The 22540-nt window shown below is 67.7% G+C and carries 24 protein-coding genes; 6 read left to right on the top strand and 18 right to left on the bottom strand.

Annotated elements, in window-relative coordinates:
• Positions 1-163 precede the first annotated feature (163 nt).
• The 3 genes from PMI14_RS03945 to PMI14_RS03935 all read left to right on the top strand — a co-directional run bounded on the left by PMI14_RS03945 (position 164) and on the right by PMI14_RS03935 (position 2300).
• Positions 164-547, top strand: a complete 384-nt coding sequence (locus PMI14_RS03945) for a DUF4398 domain-containing protein (RefSeq protein ID WP_007849965.1) — start codon at positions 164-166, stop codon at positions 545-547.
• 64 nt (positions 548-611) lie between these two features.
• The gene (locus PMI14_RS03940; protein ID WP_007849964.1) at positions 612-1553 is read left to right on the top strand and encodes an OmpA family protein; all 942 of its coding nucleotides are present in this window, start codon (positions 612-614) and stop codon (positions 1551-1553) included.
• Between the two features lie 366 nt (positions 1554-1919).
• Entirely contained in the window at positions 1920-2300 is a 381-nt protein-coding gene (locus PMI14_RS03935) for a DUF4398 domain-containing protein (protein ID WP_085947267.1), read from the top strand.
• Positions 2301-2338: 38 nt separating this feature from the next.
• On the opposite strand, the gene PMI14_RS03930 is transcribed toward PMI14_RS03935, so the two are convergent.
• From PMI14_RS03930 to PMI14_RS03890, 9 genes are all read right to left on the bottom strand, one after another.
• Complete coding sequence (locus PMI14_RS03930) at positions 2339-3346, bottom strand: aldo/keto reductase (protein WP_007849962.1); 1008 nt, start codon at positions 3344-3346, stop codon at positions 2339-2341.
• Between the two features lie 76 nt (positions 3347-3422).
• Positions 3423-4382: a Gfo/Idh/MocA family oxidoreductase gene (locus PMI14_RS03925; protein WP_007849961.1), complete on the bottom strand. Its 960-nt coding sequence runs from the start codon at positions 4380-4382 to the stop codon at positions 3423-3425.
• Position 4383: 1 nt separating this feature from the next.
• A complete protein-coding gene (locus tag PMI14_RS03920; RefSeq protein ID WP_007849959.1) occupies positions 4384-5250 on the bottom strand; it encodes a class III extradiol dioxygenase subunit beta in 867 nt (288 codons plus the stop codon).
• A 2-nt stretch (positions 5251-5252) separates the two neighbouring features.
• Positions 5253-5693, bottom strand: a complete 441-nt coding sequence (gene ligA / locus PMI14_RS03915) for a protocatechuate 4,5-dioxygenase subunit alpha (RefSeq protein ID WP_007849948.1) — start codon at positions 5691-5693, stop codon at positions 5253-5255.
• 4 nt (positions 5694-5697) lie between these two features.
• The gene (locus PMI14_RS03910) at positions 5698-6621 is read right to left on the bottom strand and encodes an amidohydrolase family protein (RefSeq protein ID WP_007849946.1); all 924 of its coding nucleotides are present in this window, start codon (positions 6619-6621) and stop codon (positions 5698-5700) included.
• 22 nt (positions 6622-6643) lie between these two features.
• Positions 6644-7642 (bottom strand): tripartite tricarboxylate transporter substrate binding protein, encoded by a 999-nt coding sequence (locus tag PMI14_RS03905; RefSeq protein WP_007849944.1) that lies wholly within the window; start codon positions 7640-7642, stop codon positions 6644-6646.
• 94 nt (positions 7643-7736) lie between these two features.
• Positions 7737-8420: a 4-carboxy-4-hydroxy-2-oxoadipate aldolase/oxaloacetate decarboxylase gene (gene ligK, locus PMI14_RS03900; protein ID WP_007849942.1), complete on the bottom strand. Its 684-nt coding sequence runs from the start codon at positions 8418-8420 to the stop codon at positions 7737-7739.
• A gap of 1 nt (position 8421) precedes the next feature.
• Positions 8422-9456, bottom strand: coding sequence for an amidohydrolase family protein (locus PMI14_RS03895; protein WP_007849940.1), 1035 nt, complete (start codon positions 9454-9456; stop codon positions 8422-8424).
• 33 nt (positions 9457-9489) lie between these two features.
• Positions 9490-10182 (bottom strand): substrate-binding domain-containing protein, encoded by a 693-nt coding sequence (locus tag PMI14_RS03890; protein ID WP_193353609.1) that lies wholly within the window; start codon positions 10180-10182, stop codon positions 9490-9492.
• A gap of 140 nt (positions 10183-10322) precedes the next feature.
• On the opposite strand from PMI14_RS03890, the gene PMI14_RS03885 reads away from it, so the two are divergent.
• Positions 10323-11255: a LysR substrate-binding domain-containing protein gene (locus PMI14_RS03885; RefSeq protein ID WP_007849935.1), complete on the top strand. Its 933-nt coding sequence runs from the start codon at positions 10323-10325 to the stop codon at positions 11253-11255.
• On the opposite strand, the gene PMI14_RS03880 is transcribed toward PMI14_RS03885, so the two are convergent.
• From PMI14_RS03880 to PMI14_RS03850, 7 genes are all read right to left on the bottom strand, one after another.
• Positions 11240-12154, bottom strand: a complete 915-nt coding sequence (locus PMI14_RS03880; RefSeq protein ID WP_007849933.1) for an NAD(P)-dependent oxidoreductase — start codon at positions 12152-12154, stop codon at positions 11240-11242. The two genes, PMI14_RS03885 and PMI14_RS03880, sit on opposite strands and share 16 nt — an antisense overlap.
• Positions 12155-12176: 22 nt before the next feature.
• Positions 12177-12905 (bottom strand): ABC transporter ATP-binding protein, encoded by a 729-nt coding sequence (locus tag PMI14_RS03875; protein WP_007849931.1) that lies wholly within the window; start codon positions 12903-12905, stop codon positions 12177-12179.
• The gene (locus PMI14_RS03870) at positions 12898-13683 is read right to left on the bottom strand and encodes an ABC transporter ATP-binding protein (RefSeq protein ID WP_007849929.1); all 786 of its coding nucleotides are present in this window, start codon (positions 13681-13683) and stop codon (positions 12898-12900) included. The genes PMI14_RS03875 and PMI14_RS03870 overlap by 8 nt, the downstream gene beginning before the upstream one ends.
• Positions 13680-14648, bottom strand: a complete 969-nt coding sequence (locus PMI14_RS03865) for a branched-chain amino acid ABC transporter permease (protein WP_007849926.1) — start codon at positions 14646-14648, stop codon at positions 13680-13682. The genes PMI14_RS03870 and PMI14_RS03865 overlap by 4 nt, the downstream gene beginning before the upstream one ends.
• Positions 14648-15520, bottom strand: a complete 873-nt coding sequence (locus PMI14_RS03860; protein ID WP_007849923.1) for a branched-chain amino acid ABC transporter permease — start codon at positions 15518-15520, stop codon at positions 14648-14650. The genes PMI14_RS03865 and PMI14_RS03860 overlap by 1 nt, the downstream gene beginning before the upstream one ends.
• A gap of 210 nt (positions 15521-15730) precedes the next feature.
• A complete protein-coding gene (locus PMI14_RS03855; protein WP_007849907.1) occupies positions 15731-16909 on the bottom strand; it encodes an ABC transporter substrate-binding protein in 1179 nt (392 codons plus the stop codon).
• 136 nt (positions 16910-17045) lie between these two features.
• Positions 17046-17822, bottom strand: a complete 777-nt coding sequence (locus PMI14_RS03850) for a GntR family transcriptional regulator (RefSeq protein ID WP_007849906.1) — start codon at positions 17820-17822, stop codon at positions 17046-17048.
• A gap of 262 nt (positions 17823-18084) precedes the next feature.
• On the opposite strand from PMI14_RS03850, the gene PMI14_RS03845 reads away from it, so the two are divergent.
• Positions 18085-19116 carry an aromatic ring-hydroxylating dioxygenase subunit alpha gene (locus PMI14_RS03845; RefSeq protein ID WP_007849903.1) on the top strand — a complete coding sequence of 344 codons (1032 nt, stop codon included), beginning with the start codon at positions 18085-18087 and terminating at the stop codon, positions 19114-19116.
• On the top strand, positions 19113-20090 hold the full coding sequence (locus PMI14_RS03840; protein ID WP_007849901.1) for a PDR/VanB family oxidoreductase: 978 nt from the start codon (positions 19113-19115) through the stop codon (positions 20088-20090). The genes PMI14_RS03845 and PMI14_RS03840 overlap by 4 nt, the downstream gene beginning before the upstream one ends.
• Positions 20091-20095: 5 nt before the next feature.
• On the opposite strand, the gene PMI14_RS03835 is transcribed toward PMI14_RS03840, so the two are convergent.
• A complete protein-coding gene (locus PMI14_RS03835) occupies positions 20096-20446 on the bottom strand; it encodes an HPF/RaiA family ribosome-associated protein (protein WP_007849898.1) in 351 nt (116 codons plus the stop codon).
• Positions 20447-20587: 141 nt separating this feature from the next.
• Entirely contained in the window at positions 20588-22540 is a 1953-nt protein-coding gene (locus PMI14_RS03830) for an adenylate/guanylate cyclase domain-containing protein (RefSeq protein WP_007849897.1), read from the bottom strand.

Here is a 22540-nt window from a genome sequence, read left to right as displayed (position 1 = left end):
AGACCGGGACCACAGGCGAACTGTGGCCGGGACTACGCGGCCCGAAGGCCTGCGCGCGAACAATGCACCTGAACCAGCAGCGTCTCCTGGTCGCCTCCTCGCCCGGCATGCCGGCATCTCGGGGAGGGCCGATCCCACCCCCTCCCAAGGAGTTCAGAACACCATGCATTCATCCGCACCCATCCGCATCGCCGTCGCCACCCTCGCCCTGGGCGCCCTGGCGGCCTGCTCCTCCACCCCCCCACCCACCGAACAGATGGCCGTGAGCCGCACCACGCTGACCCGCGTGTCGGCCTCGCCGGCCGTGACCGCCACCGCCCCCGTGGAACTGCAGCGCGCCCGCGACAAGCTCATGGCCGCCGAGAAGGCCATGGGCGCACAGGATTACACCGCCGCGCGCCGCCTGGCTGCCGAGGCCGAGGTGGACGCCCGCGTGGCCGAGACCCGCGCCGACGCGGAGCGCAATGCCGGCAACCTGGCCCAGGTGCAGGACGGCATCCGTGCGCTGCAGGAAGAAATCAACCGCCGCGCTGCACCCGCACGCTGAGCACCGCAGCCCATGCATGCCACCACGGCAGCGACGACCACCGAATCTTGAAGGAATCCCGACCATGCATCCCATTCTTCGCCGCACTTCCGCCCTCGCCTCCGGCCTGATCGCCGCGGGCCTGCTGGCCGCCTGCGCCAGCACCGCCCCCTTCGTGCCCCTGGAACAGGCGCGCCTGGCCGTCGGCCGCGCCAGTTCCGACCCAGCCGTTGCGCAGTACGCGCCGCTGGAGCTCAAGCAGGCCAGCGATGCACTGCTGCGCGCCGACCGCCTGTGGGCCGACAAGCACGACGAGTCGGAGACCAGCCACCTGGCCTACATCGCCACGCAGCGTGCCGAGATCGCCAACAACGCGGCACGCGCCCGCATGCTCGATGCGAGCATCCAGAGCGCGAGCACCGAGGCCGACCGCATCCGCCTGGAGGCACGCACCCGCGAGGCCGATGAGGCCCGCCTGCGCGCCGACGCCCAGGCGCGCAATGCGCAAATCGCCCAGGCACAGGCATTGAGCGCCGAGCAGCGCGCCGCCCAGCAGCAGGCGCAGGCCAATGCCGCGCTGGCCCAGGCCAGTGCGGCGCAGGACCGCGTGCGCCTGCTGGAGGCCCAGTTGCGCGAGATGGAAGCACTGCAGACCGAACGCGGCCTGATCGTGACGCTAGGCGACGTGCTGTTTGCCTTCAACAAGGCCGAGCTCTCGCCCCAGGCCGCGCCGCGACTCGACAAGCTGGCCAGCTTTCTTCAGCAGTTTCCTGAGCGCAAGCTGCTGATCGAGGGCTACACCGACAGCGTGGGTTCGGACGCCTACAACCAGGAACTGTCGGCACGCCGGGCCGGCGCCGTGCGCGATGCGCTGGTGGCGCGCAGCGTGGACGCGGGCCGCATCACGGCACGCGGCTATGGCAAGGTCTACCCGGTGGCCGACAACGCATCGCCCGAGGGCCGGGCCATGAACCGCCGCGTGGAGATCGTGATTGCCGACGACAAGGGCAACCTCAGGGGCCGCTGACGCCACAGCCCTGGGCGGGGTTCCGCCCAGCGATGCCACCAAGACCGCGCCGCTCACGCCGCGCGGTCTTTTGCATTCGCGAACCCCGCAACAGCAGACCGATCGCCTGGGCAGCGCCTTTCCCGAAGAGGTGGATTCATCTAAGTAAGCATTTACCCACATGTAACATTTGGCGCCGTGCCTGGGGCGCATCGGCATGGTGCAGGCGCCGGACGCTGGTAACGGCAATACCCCACCAGGGTAAGCCCCATGCGGGGCGGCACAGGTTTTGCTGTTCAATTTCTGCCACGGGCGGGTCATATGCATCTGTTACATATGGATCCGATGCAGACCACGCCCAAAAGCGTCTTCAAGGAAACAGCCACCATGCATCCCATGCTTCGAAGCACCACCGTTCTCGCCATCAGCGCGATGGCCGCAGGGTTTCTGTCCGCCTGCGCCACCGCCCCGTCCATGGCCCTCGAAAGGGCCCGCACGGCGGTCAGTACCGCCAGCGCCGACCCGGCTGTGGCCCGCCATGCGGCCCTGGAACTGAAGCAGGCCACCGACGCCTTGGCCCAGGCCAACAGCATCTGGAGCAAGACCAGCGACGAGGCGGAAACCAACCACATCGCCTACATGGCAGCCCTGCGTGCCGAGGCCGCCACCAGCGCGGCACGCACGCGCATGCTGGCGACCAACATCCGCGCGGCCAGCTCCGGTACCGACCAGATCAGCCTGCACACCGACACCCAGGCACGCCGCTGATCGCGCCCGCCCTGCCATGGTGCGGGGCGTGCAACGTTTCAGGCGAATGCCTCGGTGTCCACCTCGCTCGCGCTCTGCGCGCTGTAGCGGGGACCCACGACGTTCTGCTGGTTGATGGCCTGGTCGAGCGCGGCCAGCGTCGCTGCGTCGAGCTGCACGCCAGCCGCGCCCAGGTCGTCGTGCAGGTGCTCCACGCTCGTCGTGCCCGGAATCGGAATGATGTGCCCACCCTGGTGCAGCAGCCAGGCCAGCGCCAGTTGCGCAGGGCTGCAACCCACCTGGCGCGCAATCGCGACATACCCCTCCAGCAACGCCAGGTTGGCGGCATAGGCCTCGGGCGCAAACCGCGGCATGGCACGGCGGATGTCCTTGGCGTCCAGGGTGGAGACATCGGTCAGCCCGCCACACAGGTAGCCACGCGCCACCGGGCTGAAGGCAACGAAGGCCACGCCCAGCTCGCGGCAGGCGTCGAGCACCGCGATCTCGGGGTTGCGCGTCCACAGCGAATACTCGGTCTGCACGGCAGCGATGGGGTGCACCGAATGCGCGCGGCGCAATGTGGCCGCCGATACCTCGGACAGGCCGATGCTGCGGATCTTGCCCGCGCGCACCAGGTCGGCCAGCGCGCCCACGCTGTCCTCGATGGGTACCTGCTTGTCCCAACGGTGCAGGTAGTACAGGTCGATCACATCGGTCTCCAGGCGGCGCAGGCTGTCCTCGCAGGTCTGGCGCAAGGTGGCGGGTCGCCCGTCGATCACGCGCACCAGCTTGCCGTCGCCGGCCACGTCCACACCCTGCATGCCGCACTTGCTGGCCAGGGTGAAGCGCTGGCGGTGCGGCTTCATCACGCGACCCACCAGGGTCTCGTTGGCGCCGAAGCCGTAGAGTGTGGCCGTGTCGAACAGGGTCACCCCTGCATCGAGCGCGGCCAGCAGCACGCGCTCGCCCTGCTCCGGTGATACGGGGGCGCCATAGGCGTGGCTCAGGTTCATGCACCCCAGGCCAATGGCGCTGACGTCGAAGGGGCCGAGTTTGCGTGTCTGCATGCTGGTCATTGCTCCATGAAAAACGCCCACAGCGTACAGGCTGCGGGCGCAGTTGAATCGAACGAAGGAATCGCTGTTATTGAAGCTGCTGCTCCAGGTCGTGCAGCACCTGGTAGCAGGCCAGCACCTGGGCCACGCTGGAGTTGGGCTCGCGGCCCTCGCGGATGGCAGCGAAGAACTCGCGGTCCTGCAGCTCGATGCCGTTCATCGACACGTCCACCTGGCTCACGTCGATCTTCTCCTCCTTGCCGTTGACCAGGTCGTCGTAGCGCGCGATGTAGGTGCCGGTGTCGCCGATGTAGCGGAAGAAGGTGCCCAGCGGGCCATCGTTGTTGAACGACAGCGACAGCGTGCAGATCGCGCCATTGGCGGCCTTGAGCTGGATGCTCATGTCCATGGCAATGCCCAGCGCGGGGTGGATGGGGCCCTGCACCGCATTGGCCTTCACGATGGGGCTGCCCGCCTGGTAGGCGAACAGGTCCACGGTGTGGGCAGCGTGGTGCCACAGCAGGTGGTCGGTCCAGCTGCGCGGCTGGCCCAGGGCGTTCATGTTGGTGCGGCGAAAGAAGTAGGTCTGCACGTCCATCTGCTGGATGTTGAACTCACCCGCCTGGATCTTCTTGTGCACGTACTGGTGGCTGGGGTTGAAGCGGCGCGTGTGGCCGCACATGGCGACCAGGCCGGTTTGCTTCTGCAACGCCACGACCTCCTGTGCACCCTTCAAGCTGTCGGCCAGCGGGATCTCGACCTGCACGTGCTTGCCGGCCTTCATGCAGGCGATGCTCTGCTCGGCATGCATCTGCGTGGGCGTGCACAGGATCACGGCGTCCACCTCGGGCAGGGCCAGGCTGTCGGCCAGGTCGGTGGTGACATGGCCGATGCCGTACTTGGCGGCGACTTCCTTCGTCTTGTCCAGGTCGCGGCTGACCAGCGAGACGACTTCCACGCCGTCGATGTTCTTGATGCCGTCCAGGTGCTTGATGCCGAAGGCACCGGCGCCCGCGAGGGCGACCTTGATGGTCTTGTTCGTAGTCATGTCAGGAGTTCTCCAGGATCAAATGGCCCACGGCCGTGTTGGACGCAGGCACATGGTAGAAGCGGTGCGCGACCTTGGGCGGCTTGCCGCCAGCCACGTCGGCCATGGCGCCACGCGCGATGAGCCACATCACGAGCTCGATGCCCTCGCTGCCCGCCTCGCGCACATAGTCGATGTGCGGGATGCTGGCGGCGGCCTCGGGGTCGCTGATGAGCTTGTCGAGGAAGTCGTTGTCGAAGTCCTTGTTGATCAGGCCCGCACGCGGACCCTGCAGCTGGTGGCTCATGCCGCCCGTGCCCCAGATGTGCACGTTGAGGTCTTCGTCGTAGCTCTCGATGGCCTTGCGGATCGCCTGGCCCAGGTTGTAGCAGCGCCGGCCGCTGGGCACGGGGTACTGCACCACGTTGACCGCGAACGGAATCACCGGACAGGGCCAGGCGCCGGCCACGGGGTCGGGCTGGCCGCACATCAGCGACAGCGGCACCGTGAGGCCGTGGTCCACGTCCATGCGGTTGACGATGGTCAGGTCGAAGTCCTGCTGGATCACCGACTGCGCGATGTGCGAAGCGAGATCGGGATGGCCGATGACCTTGGGCACGGGGCGCGGGCCCCAGCCCTCGTCGGCCGGCAGGTACTCGGCCGCCGTGCCGATGGCAAAGGTCGGGATCATCTCCAGGCTGAAGGCCGTGGCATGGTCGTTGTAGACCAGGAAGACCACGTCCGGCTTGTTGTCCTTCATCCATTGCTTGGAGAAGTCGTAGCCCGCGAACAGCGGCTTCCAGTAGTCCTCCTGGGTCTTGCCCAGGTCGAGCGCCGCGCCGATGGCCGGCACGTGCGAGGTGAAGACGGAGGCGGTGATGCGCGCCATGTTCAGGTTCCTTTCTTTCCCGCAGCGCCCTGCGGCTGGCGGTGCGCCTGGGCATCGCCGTCTTCGCCGATGACGCGGTTGCCTTCGGCCGAGCGGCCGCCGCCGACCATCATGGCGCGGTATTCGTCCTCGGTCATACCGGTCATGGAGCCGGCCATCTGCTGGAAGCTCCTGCCGTCCGTGGCACCGATCTTGGCCAGGAAGTAGATGTTGCCGCCCAGGCGGATGCACCAGTTGAGGTCGCGCGCGAGCACGGCCTGTTTCTGCTCTTCGGTCATCGCCCAACCGTCAAGGTAGGCGCGCTCGTCCGCCTTGAAGCGGGCGCGGTTCTCGGCCTTCATGAGGCTCATGCAGAACTGGTTGAGCCAGTAGCCCTTGCGGCTCTGCTCTGCGTCGAAGATGGTCGTGCCGGGCACGTCCAGGTAGGGTTTGTCGAGGGACATGGCTTCAGCCTTTCACTTCCTCAGGCCAGTAGAGGCGCATGGGATTGTCCACCAGCAATTGGCGCTGCAGCTCGGGCGTCGTCGCAATGTGCGGGATGAAGTCCACCAGCAGGCCATCGTCGGGCATGTGGTCCTTGAGGTTGGGGTGCGGCCAGTCGGTGCCCCAGAGCACGCGCTCGGGAAACTCCTCGACCACGCGGCGCGCAAACGGCACCACGTCGCGGTAGGCCGCCTGCTCGCCGTCGAGCGCCTTGGGCCCGGCCACGCTCAGGCGCTCGGGGCAACTGACCTTGCTCCACACATTGGGGTGCTGGCGCATGAATTTCAGGAACAGCTCGAACTCGGGGCCATCGACGGGCTTGGTCACATCGGGCCGGCCCATGTGGTCCACCACGATGGTCGTGGGCAGTGCGGTGAAGAAGTCCCACAGCTCGGGCAGGTCCACGGCCTCGAAGTAGATCACCACATGCCAGCCGAGCTTGGCAATGCGCGCAGCGATCTCCAGCAGCTCGTCCTTGGGCGTGAAGTCCACCAGGCGCTTGACGAAGTTGAAGCGCACGCCGCGCACGCCGGCGTCGTGCATGGCCTGCAGTTCCTCGTCGGTCACCGAACGGCGCACGGTGGCGACGCCGCGCGCCTTGCCGCCCGAGTGCACCAGCGCATCGACCATGGCGCGGTTGTCCGCGCCGTGGCAGGTGGCCTGCACCACCACGTTGCGCGCAAAGCCCAGGTGGTCGCGCAGCGCATAGAGCTGCGCCTTGCTCGCATCGCAGGGCGTGTACTTGCGCTCGGGTGCGTAGGGGAACTCGGCACCGGGGCCGAACACGTGGCAGTGCGCGTCCACGGCGCCCGCAGGCACCTGGAAGCGCGGCTTGCTCGGACCGGCGTACCAGTCGAGCCAGCCAGGGGTCTTGGTGAATTCGCTCATGTGCGTTCTCCTTGCCGACCGGTCAGTCCAGCGAGACGTTGGCCTTCTTGATCACGTCGCCAAAGCGCTGGCTCTCGTCCTTGACGAACTGCGCGAACTGGGGACGCGTGGTGGGGAACTGCTCGTAGCCGAAGGTCTTGAACTTCTCGGCCACATCGGCACCCGTCAGCGCCTGCTCGATGTCGCGCTTGATCTTGTCGGTGACGGCAGCGGGCAGGCCGGGCGGCACGGCGATGGCGTTCCAGCCCGTGACGGTGAAGTCCTTGGGACCACCCGCCTCGGCCACGGTGGGCACGTCCGGGAATTCGGCCGAACGCTGCGGGCCGGCAAAGGCCAGCAGGCGCAGCTTGCCGGCGCGGTACAGCGGGCCGGCCGTGGCAGCGCTGCCCAGCGCGAAGTCGATGTCGCCCGTGGCGACCGAGGTGTAGAGCTGCGTGGTCTCCTTGAAGATCACATGCTCCATTTGCGTTCCCGTGGCCGATTCGAACAGCTCCGAGCCCAGGTGCACGGGATTGCCCACCGACCAGGAGCCGTAGTTGAGCTTGCCCGGGCGGGCCTTGGCATCGGCCACGATGTCGCCCACGGTCTTGTACTTGCTGCCCGTGCCCACGGTGAAGAAGAAGTGCGTCTTGAACAGCGGCAGCAGGGTGTCGAAGTCCTTGGCGGCGTCGTAGGGCAGCTTCTTGAACAGGCTGGGGTAGGCGGCCAGGTGCACGTTGTCGAGCACGATCAGGTCGTGCCCATCCTTGGCGCCACGCTTGAAGGCGTCGATGGCGATGAAGCCGTTGCCGCCGGGGCGGTTCTCGACCACCACGGGCTGGTTCCAGATGCGGCCGAGCTTCTCGGCCACGATGCGGGCCACGCCGTCCGGGCCACCGCCCACCGGGAAGGGCGTGATGATGCGCACGGCCTTGGTCGGGAACTGCTGGGCGGCGGCGAACTGCGGCGCCAGGCCGGCCGCGGCGGCCATGCCCAGGGCGAGGGCGGCACGGCGGGAGAAGGAGGAGGAAAGCAGGCTCATGGTGTGTCTCAGGGAAGTTGTCGGGATGCGCCGCACACGGCGGCAGAGACACCGCCTGCCGGACAGGCGGTGCCGATGGGTTGTCGAGGACGGGTCAGTCGATGTACTTGAGCCCGACCTTTTCGAGCCCGGGGCGCATGTTGTACATGTCCAGGCCGAGCACGCCGGAGGCGAGCTTGGCGCGTTTCTCGCCCTCGAAGCTTTCGCGCTTGCGCGCGGCTTCGAGCGTCTCGGCGGCGCGCGCAGCGGGCACGCAGACCACGCCATCGTCGTCGGCCACGATCACGTCGCCCGGCGTGACCCACATGCCGGCGCAGACCACGGGGATGTTCACCGAGCCCAGCGTGGCCTTGATCGTGCCCTTGCTCGAGATGGCGCGGCTCCACACGGGGAAGTTCATCTCCTGCAGCGTCTTTACGTCGCGCACGCCGGCATCGATGATCAGGGCCCGCGCACCGCGCGACTGGAACGAGGTGGCCAGCAGGTCGCCGAAGTAGCCATCGGTGCATTCGGAGGTGACGGCCGCCACCACCACGTCGCCGGGCTGGATCTGCTCGGCCGCCACATGCATCATCCAGTTGTCGCCGGGCTGCAGCAGCACCGTGACTGCCGTGCCCGAGACCTGTTGGCCCGAATAGATGGGGCGCATGTAGGGCTTGAGCAGGCCCACGCGGCCCATGGCCTCGTGCACCGTGGCCGAGCCCAGCGCGGCCAGGCCGTCGGCGGCTGCGCGATCGGCGCGCGCGATGTTGCGGTAGACAACGCCTAGTTCATACATGTCAGAGCCCCTTTGCCTTCAGGCGTGAATCGAGTCGGGAGAACACGCGGCGCACATTGCCTTCGTAGATCTGGTGCTTGTCGTCGCCACTCAGGATCTTCGACGCCTCGATGTAGCGCTTGGTGTCGTCGTAGTAATTGCCGGTGGTGGGGTCGATGCCGCGCACGGCGCCGATCATTTCCGAGGCGAACAGCACGTTCTTCACCGGGATCACGGTGTTCAGCAGGTCGATACCCGGCTGGTGGTACACGCAGGTGTCGAAGAAGATGTTGTTCAGCAGGTGGTCTTCGAGCAGCGGCTTCTTCATTTCCTGCGCCAGGCCGCGGAAACGGCCCCAGTGGTAGGGCACGGCACCGCCGCCGTGCGGGATCAGGAACTTGAGCGTGGGGAAGTCCTTGAACAGGTCGCCCTGGATGCACTGCATGAAGGCCGTGGTGTCGGCGTTCAGGTAGTGCGCGCCCGTGGTGTGGAAGCACGCATTGCAGCTGGTGCTCACGTGGATCATCGCGGGCAGGTCGTACTCCACCATCTTTTCGTAGATGGGGTACCAGTGGCGGTCGGTCAGCGGCGGGCTGGTCCAGTGGCCGCCCGAAGGATCGGGGTTCAGGTTGATGCCCACGGCGCCGTATTCCTTGACGCACTTTTCCAGCTCGGGGATGCAGGTCGCGGGGTCCACGCCAGGGCTTTGCGGCAGCATGGCCACAGGCACGAAGTGCTCGGGGAACAGCGTGGAAACGCGGTGGCACAGCTCGTTGCAGATGGCCGCCCAGGTGCTGGAGACATTGAAGTCACCGATGTGGTGGGCCATGAAGCTCGCGCGCGGCGAGAACAGGGTGATGTCGCTGCCGCGCTCCTTCATCAGGCGCAGCTGGTTGCTCTCGATGGACTCGCGCAGCTCGTCGTCGCTGATCTGCAGATCAGCGACCTTGGGCATGGCTGCCGGGTCCTGGATGCCCGCGATCTGCTGGTTGCGCCAGTTCTCCAGCGCCTTGGGTGCCGTGGTGTAATGGCCATGGCAGTCGATGATGAGGCTCATTGCGTTGTGCTCCTTGGATCTTGGAATGGGGTATCAGGCAGGGTCCATACCCTGGCGCTGTTTCGCCTCTGCGGCCGCAGGGGAGGCCAGGAAATCGAGCAGGGCCTTGGCCGCCTCGGGCTGCTGGCTGGCGGTGCCCACGCCCGACGAAAAAATGGTGGTGATCTGGATCGCGGGCGGCAGCGGGCCCACGATGGTGATGCCCTCCACATTCAACAACTCGCTCAGCTGCTGGAAACCGAGTTCCACGTCGCCGCGTGCAATCAGCGAGCCCACGGGCACGCCGGGCGGAGCCTGCACCATGCGGCCCGCCACCTCGTCGGCGATGCCCCAGCGCTCGAACAGTTTCGCCAGCGCCACGCCACTCGGGCCGGTGGAGTAGCTGATGCTGCGCGCGGCGAGCACAGCGCTGCGCACCGCCTCTTCCGAGCCGATGTCGGGCAGCGCTGCACCAGTGCGCACCGCAACGGCCACGCCGGAGCGCACCCAGTCGGTCTTGCTCGCGGCGTCGATGGCACCGGCGGCGATGAGCTTGTCGATGGCGTCGGAGGCCAGCACCACCACGTCGAAGGCCTCGCCAGCCTGCACGCGCTTGGCGGCATCCACGCCGCCCACGGCTTCGATGACCGCGCGCTCGCCGGTCTGGTGCTCGTAGGCGGCCAGCAGTTCGGCCAGCACCTGGCGCGTGGCCATGGACGAGATTCCACGAAGGGTGGGCGCACTCATGGGAAGGTGGCAGTCGCTGTATACATGCCGCCGATTGTGGGCAGGGCCGGGCCCGACATAAAGCCGGCAGGGGCACTACCAGATATATCATTCTTGTATTGTCGAATTCGAGCTATTGCAAATAGCAGAGAGCACACCCCATGGACCTCAAGCAGATCGAGTACTTTGTGCGCGTGGCCGAACTGGGCAGCTTCACCCGCGCCTCGGTGGTGCTGGACATCGCCCAGCCGGCCCTGAGCCGCCAGGTGCGCCTGCTGGAGGTGGAGCTGCGCCAGAACCTGCTGGTGCGCAATGGCCGGGGCGCGATACCGACCGAGGCCGGCAAGCTGCTGCTGGAGCATGGCCGCGGCATCCTTCACCAGGTGGAGCGCGCGCGCGAGGAGCTCGGGCGTGTGCGCGGGGCGCTGGCCGGGCGCGTGGCCATCGGCCTGCCACCCACCATGGCCAAGGTGCTCACGGTGCCGCTCACGCGCGCCTTCCGCGTGCAGATGCCCGATGCGGCCCTGGCCATCAGCGAAGGGCTCACGGTGGCCATGCGCGAATCGCTGACCACCGGGCTGCTGGACATCGCCCTGCTCTACAACACGCCCGCCTCGCCGGGCATCGAGATCACGCCGCTGCTGGAGGAAGACCTGTTCCTGGTGCAGCGCCGCCCCGTGGGCCAGAGCGATGCCGACACCGACGCGCAGGCGCAGGAACCGGTGGCGCTCGAGGCGCTCACGCGCTTCGCCTTGGTGATCCCCACGCGGCCCAACTCCATCCGCATGCTGGTGGAGTCGGAGCTGGCCGCCCTCGGCCTGCGCCCGCAGATCAGCCTGGAGATCGACGGCGTGGCCGCCATCCTGGACCTGGTGGCCGATGGCGCGGGCAGCGCCGTGCTGCCCATGAACGCGGTCACCACCTCGGGCCGGCCCGAGGTGTTCAGCACCCGGCCCATCGGCCAGGCGGGCGAGCCCCGGCTGCGCAGCAAGCTGTCGATGGCCGTGAGCTCGCAGCGCCCGGCCACGCTCACGCAACAGGCCATGGCGGAGCTGATCCGCACGACCCTGCAGACCATCTACAAGTCGCCTTGATCCTTCGCCAGATGCGCCAGCAGCCGGTCGGCGTAGTCCTGCCACGGCGCATCCTTGGGCAGGCCGGCGAACACGCCTTCGCGCGCCATGGCCGCTACGGCCGCCTGCTTGTGCGCAATGGCGCTGGCCATCAGCGGCTCCACTCCAGCCTCGCGCACGGTGCGCGCAGCCTCGTGCATCTCTTCGGAGCGGCGCTGGCCGTGCTGTACCACGCGGCTGAAGAAGTAGCTTCCCTGCTTTGCCCAGTCGATGGAAGGGAAGGTCTCGGCCAGGGTGGGCAGCACATGCGCCTCCACACCGTACTGGCGCGCGGTGGCATAGCTTTCGATCACCAGGGCCTCGAGCCCCTTGATCATCACGCTGCGGCACATCTTGATGGCGCTGGCCACGCCCAGCTGTTCACTGACGGGCGTGGCGTCCATGCCCCAGCCCTGCAGCACGGCCGCCAGGGCCTGCGCCTGGGCGCCCCCGAGCAGCATGGGCACACGGATGCCGTAGGGCGGCACCGAGGTCATGACGCCCGCCTCCACGTAGTGCGCGCCACGCGCCTCAATCAGCGCAGCGGCCTGCTGCTTGGTGCCGGGCGAAGCGGAGTTGAGGTCGAGGAACAGCGTGCCGGGGCGGATGTGGGCAGCCACCTCCTGGGCCACCTCCAACGTGTGCGAGGCAGTGACGGCGGAGATGACGAGGTCACTGGCCGCGCACAGCGCCGCCGCCGAGGCATGGGCGGTGATGCCGTGCTGCGCGGCATGCGCCAGCTCGGCGTCGCGCGTGGCGCCCTGCGCGAACTTCAGGTCCCATGCGCCGACACCGGTGACGCCGGGCTGCGGCTGCAGCCCCAGGGCAAAGGTCTTGCCGACTTCACCGTAGCCGATCAGGCCGATGTGCTGCATGGTCATGGTGGAGTTTCCAGTCTGCGGCCTACCGGGCCACGCCCAGCAGGCGGTCCAGCAACTCGGGCTGCGCACCGAGATCGGCGGCCGTACCGGTGTGCACCACCGTGCCCCGGTCCAGCACCGCGGCGTGGTCCGAGATCGCCAGGATGGCCTGCGGGTGCTGCTCGACGATGATGGCCGAGAGCCCCTCTTCGCGCGTGATGCGGCGGATGGCGCGCAGCAGCTCCTCGACGATGATGGGGGCCAGGCCTTCAAGCGGCTCGTCGAGCAGCAGCAAGCGCGGGTTGAGCACCAGTGCGCGGCCCACGGCCAGCATCTGCTGCTCGCCGCCGGACAGCTGCGTGCCCAGGTTGGTCTTGCGCTCGGCCAGGCGCGGGAACATCGCGTAGACCTTGTCAGGCGTCCACGGTGCTGCCGTGGCGCCCTTGCGGCCGGGCCGCGCCACCGCGGTCAGGTTCTCGTGCACGGTGAGCGACTTGAAGATGTTGCGCTCCTGCGGCACCCAGCCAATGCCGGCGGCCGCGCGCTCGTGTGCAGGCAGGCGGTGCAGCGCCATCCCACCCAGCGCCACCGTGCCCGCATGCTGGCGCGTGGCGCCCGCCAGGGTGTTGATCAGCGTGGTCTTGCCCGTGCCATTGCGGCCCAGCAGGGCCAGGGTCTCGCCCTCGGCCAGCGACAGGGACACGCCCTGCAGCACCACTGCTTCGCCGTAGCCAGCGCTCAGGCCCTCGATGCGCAACAGCTGCTCAGACATGCGCGCCCTCCCCATGCCCCAGGTACACGGCCTTGACCTGCGGGTCGTTGGCGATGGTGTCGGGGTCGCCTTCGGTGAGCACGGTGCCGTTGACCAGCACCGTCATGCGCTTGGCAAAGCTGAAAACCAGGTCCATATCGTGTTCGATCAACAGCACCGAGACATCGGCGGGCAGAGCCGCCACGGTCTGCAGCAGTTCTTCGCGCTCGCCCGCGGGCACGCCGGCCACGGGCTCGTCGAGCAGCAGCACGCGCGGCTCGCAGGCCAGGGCGATGGCGATCTCCAGCAGGCGGCGCTTGCCATAGGCCAGCACGCGCGTAGGCTCGGCCATCACGGCCGTGAGATGGAATTGTTCGAGCAGTTGCTCGCAGCGCTCGTTCACCGCGCTGCGCGCGCCGAGCTTCTGCCACCACTTGCCGCCCAGGCCCTGCTTTTGCGAGACGGTGAGCGCCAGCGTTTCCAGCGGCGTGAGCGAATCGAACAGCTGGTTGATCTGGAAGGTGCGCACCATGCCGCGCTGCACCCGCTGGTGCGGTGCCAGGCGCGTGATGTCTTGGCCCTCGAGCACGATGGAGCCCTCGGTAGGCTCCAGCACGCCGGTCAGCAGGTTGATGAGTGTGGTCTTGCCGGCCCCGTTGGGGCCGATCAGCGCATGGCGCGCGCCCTGGCGCAGGTTCAGCGTGACGTTATTGGTGGCGGTGATGCCGCCGAAGCGCTTGACCAGGCCGTGCGCGGCCAGCACGACGGGAGCGTCGTTGTGGACTGCGGTGGTGCTCATGCCTTGCGCCCTCCGAACCAGGTCCATGGGCGGATCAGGCGCTCGCGGCCCACCAGCACCAGCACCACCAGGAACAGGCCGATCCAGAAGGTCCAGTACTGCGGCGTCACGGCCGAGATCAGGTCCTGCAGCAGCTTGAAGCCGATGGCACCGACCACGCCGCCGTAGAGCCAGCCCACGCCGCCGATCACCAGGATCAGCATCACGTCGGCCGAGCGGTGGAACTCGAACAGGTCCAGCGAGGCAAAGCCCGTGGTCTGCGTGAGCAGGGCGCCTGCGGCCCCTGCCAGTGCTGCGGCCAGCGTGTACACCTGGGCCAGCTTGGCAGTCACCGGGATGCCGATGGCCATGGCACGAAGCCGGTTGTCGCGGATGGCCTTGAGCGTGGCGCCGAAGGGCGACTGCACGACGCGCCGTGCCAGCAGGAACAGCACCAGCAGCACGCTCATCGAGTACCAGGCCGCCGTGCGCCCGAACAGGTCGAACTCGAACCTGCCGAGCACCGGGCCCATGACCACGCCCTGCAGCCCGTCGGCACCGCCGGTCAGCCAGTCGAGCTTGTTGGCCAGCTCCAGCATGATCAGGCCGACACCCAGCGTGACCATGAGGCGCGTGAGATCCGTGCCGCGCATGACGGTGAACGAGGCCACCGCGCCCAGCACCGTGGCGGCGGCGATGCCCACGGCCAGGCCCACCAGCGGGTCGGGCATCACATGCTTGGCGAACAGGGCTGCCGCATAGCCGCCCATGCCGAAGAAGGCCGCATGGCCGAGCGAGACGATGCCGGTGTAACCCAGGATCAGGTCCAGCGAAATCGCGAACAGCGCCACGATGGCGATCTCGTTGATGATCAGCGCATGGCTGGGCAGGGCCGCCGGCGCGGCAAAGGCCAGCAACCAGAGCAGGGGCTCCCAGGGCCGCATGCGGCGGGCCTGGAGCAGCACATTGGGTCGGGACGCGTCCATCACTTGCCCCCCTTGCGCACGAACAGGCCCTGGGGCCGCCAGATCAGGATCAGGATCATGAGGCTGTAGACGATGAAGGCCCCGAGCTTGGGGATGTAGTACTTACCCGCCACGTCGGCGATGCCCAGCAGCAGCGCGGCCAGCAGCGGCCCGGTGATGGACGAGGTGCCACCCACGGCCACCACGATCAGGAAATAGATCATGAACTTGAGCGGAAAGCTCGGGTCCAGGCCCAGCACCTCGGCCCCGAGCGCGCCACCCAGGCCCGCCAGGCCCGAGCCGAAGGCGAAGGTGGAGAGAAACACGATGTTCACGTTGATGCCCATGCCGGCTGCCACGCGCTGGTCGTCCACCGAGGCACGCAGCCGGCTGCCGAAGCGCGTGCGCGTGAGCACGTACTGCAGGCCCACGGTGAGGGCCGCGCACACCGCGATGATGAACAGCCGGTAGTGCCCCATGCCCAGCATGAAGGCGCCGCTGCCGATCTCGGTGCGGCCCTTGAGCCAGGCCGGCAGCTGGATGATCTGGCCCGTGGAGCCCACGAAGTAGTCCACCGTGGCCACGGCCATGAACACCAGGCCGATGGAGAACAGCACCTGGTCCAGGTGGGCCTTGTGGTACAGCGGGCGGTACAGCGTGCGCTCGAGCACCGCCCCCAGCAGCGCCGTGCCCACGAAGGCCAGTGGCAGGCACACCAGGAAGGGCACGTTCAGGCGCTGCATGAGCAGCACCGTGATGTACCCGCCCGCCATGGCAAAGGCCCCATGCGCGAGGTTGATGAAGTTCATCAACCCCATGGTCACGGCCAGCCCCACCGCCAGGATGAACAGCAGCATGCCGTAGGCAACGCCGTCGAAAAGAATGGTCAGCATGCAATCATTTCAATAGAAAACAGCACATGCGCAGTGCACCCGCACCACTTGCTTGCACTGGTACACACCCCAACAGCGGAAATACCTGCAGCTTTGAATACTGGCGCGCCACAAGCCAGTGCCACCGTGGAACTGGCTTTGCCAGGCCACGGGTGGCGTCCCCCTGGGGGGAAGGCGCGAAGCGACTCAGGGGGGCGTCCTATCCCGGGGTTACTTCGTCTTGCCGGGATCCTTGACGTCCTTGATGACGTCGAATTCCACGTTGTAGAGCTGGCCATTGACGCGCTCGACCTTGCGCAGGTAGACGTTCTGCACGATGTCGCGGGTCTGCGCATCCACGAACACGGGGCCGCGCGGGCTCTCGAAGACCTGGCCCTTCATGGCCGCCAGCAGGGCGTCGCCGCCGCCCGCGCCCTTGGTGGTCTTGAGCGCTTCGTAGATCACACGCATGCCGTCGTAGCCGCCCACGGCCATGAAGTTGGGGCGCAGGCCCTTGTTGGCCTTCTCGAAGGCCTCGACGAACTTCTTGTTCAACGGCGAGGGATGCGCGGCCGAGTAGTGGTGCGAGGTGACCACGCCCAGGGCGCCGTCGCCCATGTCGTTGAGCTGGTCGTCATCGGTCACGTCGCCAGTGGCGATGAGCTTGATGCCGGCCTTGTCCATGCCGCGCTCCAGGAACTGCTTCATCACTGCGGCGCCCGCGCCCGAGGGCACGAACACGAACAGCGCATCGGGCTTGGCGTCGCGCACCTTCTGCAGGAAGGGGGCGAAGTCCGGGTTGCGCAGCGGCACGCGCAGCGCCTCGGTCACCTGGCCGCCGTTGAAGGCCAGGCGCTGGTTGAAGAACTTCTCGGCGTCGATGCCCGGGCCGTAGTCGCTCACCAGGGTGACGACCTTCTTGATGCCGTTCTTGGGCGCCCAGTCGGCCAGGGCCACCGACACCTGGGGCAGGGTGAAGCTGGTGCGCACCACATAGGGCGATGCCTCGGTGATGCTCGACGTGGCCGCCGCCATCACCACCAGCGGAGTCTTGGCCTGCGTGGCCAGCGGCGCCGTGGCCATGGCCGAGGGCGTGATGCCCATGCCGGCCAGCACATTGACCTTGTCGTTCACCACCAGTTCCTGGGCCAGGCGGCGCGTCACGTCGGGCAGGCTGGTGTCGTCCTTGACGATGAGTTGCACCTTCTTGCCACCGACCGTGTCGCCGTTCTGCGCCATGTACAGGCGCGCGGCGGCCTCGATCTGGCGGCCCGTGGTCGCCTGCTGCCCGGTCAAGGGCAGGATCAGGCCGATCTTGAAGACATTGTCCTGGGCCATGGCCGGCAGCGCGGCCAGAGTCATCACGGCGGCGGCAGCGGCCGAGGCGCGCAGAAGGTGGCGTTTGTGCATGGTGCTTTGTCTCCTGTGGAAATGTCGTTGTATACAGCGTTGGCTGGGCGGAGTCTGTAGGGAGGTGCCAGCTTACACAAGCGGGATTTCAAACTTTTAGATATCGCCGATTGTGATAACTTGCCACAGTTATAGGTCAGGCGCCTTCCCTGATGAGTTGCACCCCGGGCAAACCCTGACCCTGGGACGCCTGCACGGCAGCGAGCAGGTTGCGCCGCGTGATGCGTGAGTGCTCGCGCATGATGGCCTCGGCCCGCGCACCCTCGCGCCGCCCGATGGCGTCGAGCACCTGCCGGTGCTGGTCCTGCGCCACCACCAGCATGTCGCGCGCAGCGGGTGAATGCGTCTGCACCACCACGAAGGCCGAGGGCGAAGCGAAGGGCAGGCCCTTGACCCGGTCGAGCTCGCGCACGATGACGTCGCTGCCCACCATGCGGCTGAGCAGGTGGTGAAAGCGCGCATTGAGCGCCACGTAGGCCGAAAAGCCCTCATCGTCGAGCGAGCGCGGCGCCAGCACGGTGTCGATCTCGTCCAGGCATTGCTCGGTTTCGGCCATCATGTCCGCCGCCACGCCGCGCTCGGCGGCCAGCCGCGCGGCCAGCCCCTCCATGGTGCCGCGCAGTTCGATGGCATCGGCCACGTCGGTTTCCGAGAAGGTGCGCACGGCATAACCGCCACCTTGCAGGCGGTGCAGCAGCCCTTCCTGCTCCAGCCGCATCAGTGCGGCCCGGATGGGGGTGCGCGAGACCCCGAGCATCTCCACCAGCGGCAGCTCGGCAATGCGCGCGCCACCGGCAAGCTCGCCAGCCAGGATCATCTCGCGCAACCGCAGCTGGGCCTTGACCGACTGCGAGGCGCCAGCTTCTGCCGCGTCGCCAAGGGCGGCCAGGGCCTGGGGTTCGGGATGGTTCATGGTCGGTGCGGAGCGGGAGTTCTGGCGTAAGGCTGAATGTATACAGAAATCTGCCAGACCTCCATCCCCTGGCAACCCCTCCCCATATAAAACAACATCTTACGGGATATGCCAACGCGCGATAACTGGTTTATGGCTTTTTTATGTATACAGAAATCGGGCTTTTTCGCACAATCCCCTTGCGAATACAGCGATTCGCAGGCTGCCTGTATACAGGCCTGCGGCGCGACACATCCTTCCCCCACGGAGAGAGACAAGCATCATGTTTCCCAAGAACGCCTGGTACGTCGCCTGCACCCCCGACGAGATTGCCGACAAACCCCTGGGCCGCACCATCTGCGGCGAGAAGATGGTCTTCTACCGCCCGGCGCCCGACCAGGTCGCGGCGCTCGACGACTTCTGCCCCCACCGCGGCGCCCCCCTGTCGCTGGGCAAGGTCTGCGATGGCCAGCTGATGTGCGGCTACCACGGCCTGCGCGTGGGCTGCGATGGCAAGGCCGTCTCGATGCCGGGCCAGCGGGTTCAGGGCTTTCCGCGCACACGCAACTTTCCGGCGGTGGAGCGCTACGGCTTCATCTGGGTCTGGCCCGGCGATGCCGCGCAGGCCGACCCCGCCAAGATCCACCACCTCGCATGGGCCGAGAGCCCCGAGTGGGCCTATGGCGGCGGGCTCTACCACATTGCCTGCGACTACCGGCTGATGGTCGACAACCTGATGGACCTGACGCACGAGACCTATGTGCACTCCAACAGCATCGGCCAGAAGGAAATCGACGAGGTGCCTTGCAAGACGCGCGTCGAAGGCGACGAGGTCATCACCAGCCGCTTCATGGAGAACATCCAGGCGCCCCCGTTCTGGCAGATGGCGCTGCGCATGAACGGCCTGCCTGACGACCAGCCCGTGGACCGCTGGCAGGTCTGCCACTTCACACCGCCGAGCCACGTGCTGATCGAGGTCGGCGTGGCGCTCGCCGGCCATGGCGGCTACGACGCCCCGGCGGACAAGAAGGCCTCGAGCATCGTGGTCGACTTCATCACGCCCGAGACCGAGACCTCGATCCACTACTTCTGGGGCATGGCGCGCCACTTCAAGCCCGAGGACCCGGCCCTCACCGCGCAGATCCGCGAAGGCCAGGGCAAGATCTTTTCCGAGGACCGCGAGATGCTGGAGCTGCAGCAGCTGAACCTGCTGCGCTACCCCGAGCGCAAGCTGCTCATGCTCAACATCGACGCCGGTGGCGTGCAGTCGCGCAAGGTGATCGATCGCGCCCTGGCCGCGGAGCAGACGGCATGACGGCCGCCCAGGAAACCCTGCAGGTGCGCGTGGTGCGCAAGCAGGTCGAGGCCGAGGGCATCGCCAGCTTCGAGCTGGCCCGACCCGATGGTGCGCCGCTGCCCGCCTTCAGCGCCGGCTCGCACATCGATGTGCACGTGCCCGGCGGCTCCAGCCAGATAACGCGCCAGTACTCACTGTGCAACAGCGCCAGCGAGCAACACCGCTACCGCATCGCCGTGCTGCGCGACGCGGCCTCGCGCGGCGGCTCGGTGGGCATGCACGATGCCGTGCACGAGGGTGACATGCTCACCATCAGCACGCCGCGCAACCATTTCGAACTGCACCCGGCGCGGCGCACGCTGCTGCTGGCCGGCGGCATCGGCGTCACGCCGCTGCTGTGCATGGCCGAACGCCTGGCCCACACCGGCGCCGACTTCACCTTGCACTACTGCACGCGCTCCGCGGCGCGCACGGCATTTGCCCAGGAGATCGCAACGTCGGCCATGGCACCGCACGTGCGGGTCCACACCGACGAGGGTGGACGCGAGCAGAAGCTCGACCTCATGGCCGTGCTGGCCGACATCACGCCAGACGCACGCCTGTATGTCTGCGGCCCTGCCGGCTTCATCGACCATGTGGTGAACACCGCGAAGAACCTGGGCTGGCCGGCCGACCGCATCCACCTCGAATACTTCGGCGCGCCCGCACAGGACACCTCGGGCGACGGCGCCTTCGAGGTGCGCATTGCCAGCACGGGCAGCACCTACACGATCCCGGCCGACATCTCCATCGTGGATGCGCTGCGCACCCACGGTGTGGACATCATGACCTCATGCGAGCAAGGTGTCTGCGGTACCTGCCTTACGCGCGTGCTCGAAGGCGAGGTGGATCACCGCGACATGTACCTCAGCGACGAGGAGCGGGCGACGAACGAGCAATGCCTGCCCTGTTGCTCGCGGGCCAAGGGCAAGCTGCTGGTGCTGGACCTTTAAGCGCCCTATTCCGCTTCGGCCGTGCGGATGGTGTCCCGGCCATGGCGGTCCTTGGCGCGGCCCAGGTCGGTGTCGAGCGCACGCGCCAGCTTGTCGGTGGCGCCGATGAAGGCATTCGCCATCTTGTCGGCCTCGTCCGTCACGGTCACGGGCTGGCGGCCGGTCACGCGCGCCTCGATGCGGCAGCGCTTGTCCTTGGCGCCCGACTTGCCGGCATCGACGTCGGACAGGAACACCTCCAGCCGCGTCACATGGTCCTGGAAGCGGGACAGCCGGGTCTTCGCTTCGTCCGTCACCCATTGGGCCAGTGAATCGCTGCCGTTGATATGGTCGTCGGTGTTGACTTGTACTTGCATGCTGGTGCTCCTTGGGTGGGTCCGGAAGAAAAGGCACTGGCCCTCGCCGCACGCGGCGCGGGACCACGGCCATGCCCCATGGTGGCACCAAAGCCGCCGCAACGCGAGCCGTGCACGTAAGAACCTGTGAGACACAGGTTCTTACAACTTCTCCAGCGCCACCGCGGTCTGCCAGGGCACGCCCGAAGGCAGCGCCGCCGCCTCGGCCAGCCGGGCCTGCAGGCGCAGCGCGGCCGGGTCGCCGGGGCAACGCTGCAGCAACTGGTCGAGGTGGGCCGCGGCGGTTGCCGCATCGCCGGCCTGGAAGGCGTCCAGGGCCGCCGCGGACAGCATGCAGGCCTCGCTGTCGGCACAGAGTGTGAAAACGCGCACCGGCTCGGCCCGGCCCTTGACGATGACCTCGTCGAGCACGCGCACCGGCAGCACGGCCGGCAACTGCCGCGCCGTGGTTTCCGACAGCAGGATGCCCGTGCCGAAGGCCTTGTTCGCGCCCTCCAGCCGCGCCGCGAGGTTCACCGCATCGCCGATCACCGTGTACGAAAAGCGCTGCTGCGAGCCCACGTTGCCCACCACCACCCGCCCCGTGTGCAGGCCGATGCGCATCTGCAGCGGCGGCAGGCCGCGCGCGCGCAGATCGGCCACCAGCGCTTCCATGGCCTGCTGCATGTCCAGGGCCGCATGCACCGCATGCTCGGCGTGCTGCGCATCATCGAGCGGCGCGCCCCAGAAGGCCATCACCGCATCGCCGATGAACTTGTCCACCGTGCCGCCGCTGGCATGGATGATGGGCGTCATGGCGTCGAAGTAGCCCGTGAGCAATTCCACCGTCTGCTCCGCACTGAGCTGCTCCGACAGGGTGGTGAAGTTGGCCAGGTCGGTGAACATGATGGTCACCTCGCGCACCTCGCCGCCCAGGCGCATCAGTTCGGGCTCGGCCACCAGGCGCGCCACCACCTCGGGCGGCACATACTGGGCGAACATGGCCCGGGTCTGCTGCGCCCGTTGGCGCACCGTCGCGTAGATCACCAGGGCGGTGGCGCCCGTCAGCCCCAGGGCCGCGGCCATCGGCATCAGCGGCGGCCACCACAGCCGTGCATGGGCGAACAGCAGCCACGAGGCGAGCGCCATCGCCAGCACCAGGGCCGCCATCAGCACGATCGCCCAGCCCGTGTGCAGGCGCCGGCCGGCCAGGATCACCAGCGGCACCATGAGAAGGAGCAGCACGGGAGTCCAGTGCCCTGGCGCGCTGCGCAGGCCGTCGCCTGCGAGCAGGTTGTCCACCTGCGTGGCCTGCAGTTCCACGCCGGGAAAGAGGCGGTCCCCTGCGGCAGTGCCGAAGGGCGAATTGAACATGTCGGCACGCCGGCTCTCCAGGTCCGAGGCGCTCAGCGCAGAGCGCCCCACCAGCACGATCTTGCCCTTGAAGAAGCCGGGCGGCAGCAGGCCCGGCTCCAGCGCCTGGTAGTACGAGCGCGTGTCGAAGCTGCCGCGCGGGCCCCGGTAGGCCAGCCACTCGGCGGGCTGCAGCCCTTCTGAGCGCGCGCCGGCCACGCGCCGCGCCAGGAGCATGGCCAGGCTGTCCCCGTCGCCGAAGGCACGGCGCACCACGAAATCGTCGTCGGGCTGCACCAGCGAACTGCCGGCCTGCCCGCCTGCGGCCAGCAGGCGCTGCAGCGGCGGCACATCGGTCCACAGCGTGGCGTTGCCGCTGTCGATCTTTTCGCGCGCCGAGGCCAGCATGACCGGCGCGGCCATGGCCACCGCGCGTTCCAGCGCTGCATCGTCCTCCTCGCTGCTCGGGTCGGCGAACACCACGTCCATCCCGATCGCCACTGCACCATCGGCATGCACGCGCTCGATCAGGCGCGCATGCAGGCTGCGCGGAAAAGGCCAGTGCTGCTGCAGCTCCTGGAAGGTCGGCTCGTCGATCGCGAGGATCACGGCCGGGAAAGCAGCGCGCTGTGGCGCAGCCCATGCCGTGAGCACGTCGAAGGTCTTGAACTCCAGTGCATGCCAGGGCCGCGTGAACGTGGCAGCCCAGACCAGCAGCAGCACCAGCGCGCTGGCCGCCAGCGCCAGCGCCGTTTCGCGCAA

Source organism: Acidovorax sp. CF316, assembly GCF_000276605.1.
Lineage (GTDB): Bacteria > Pseudomonadota > Gammaproteobacteria > Burkholderiales > Burkholderiaceae_C > Acidovorax.
This window is presented reverse-complemented; position numbering and strand designations above follow the sequence as displayed.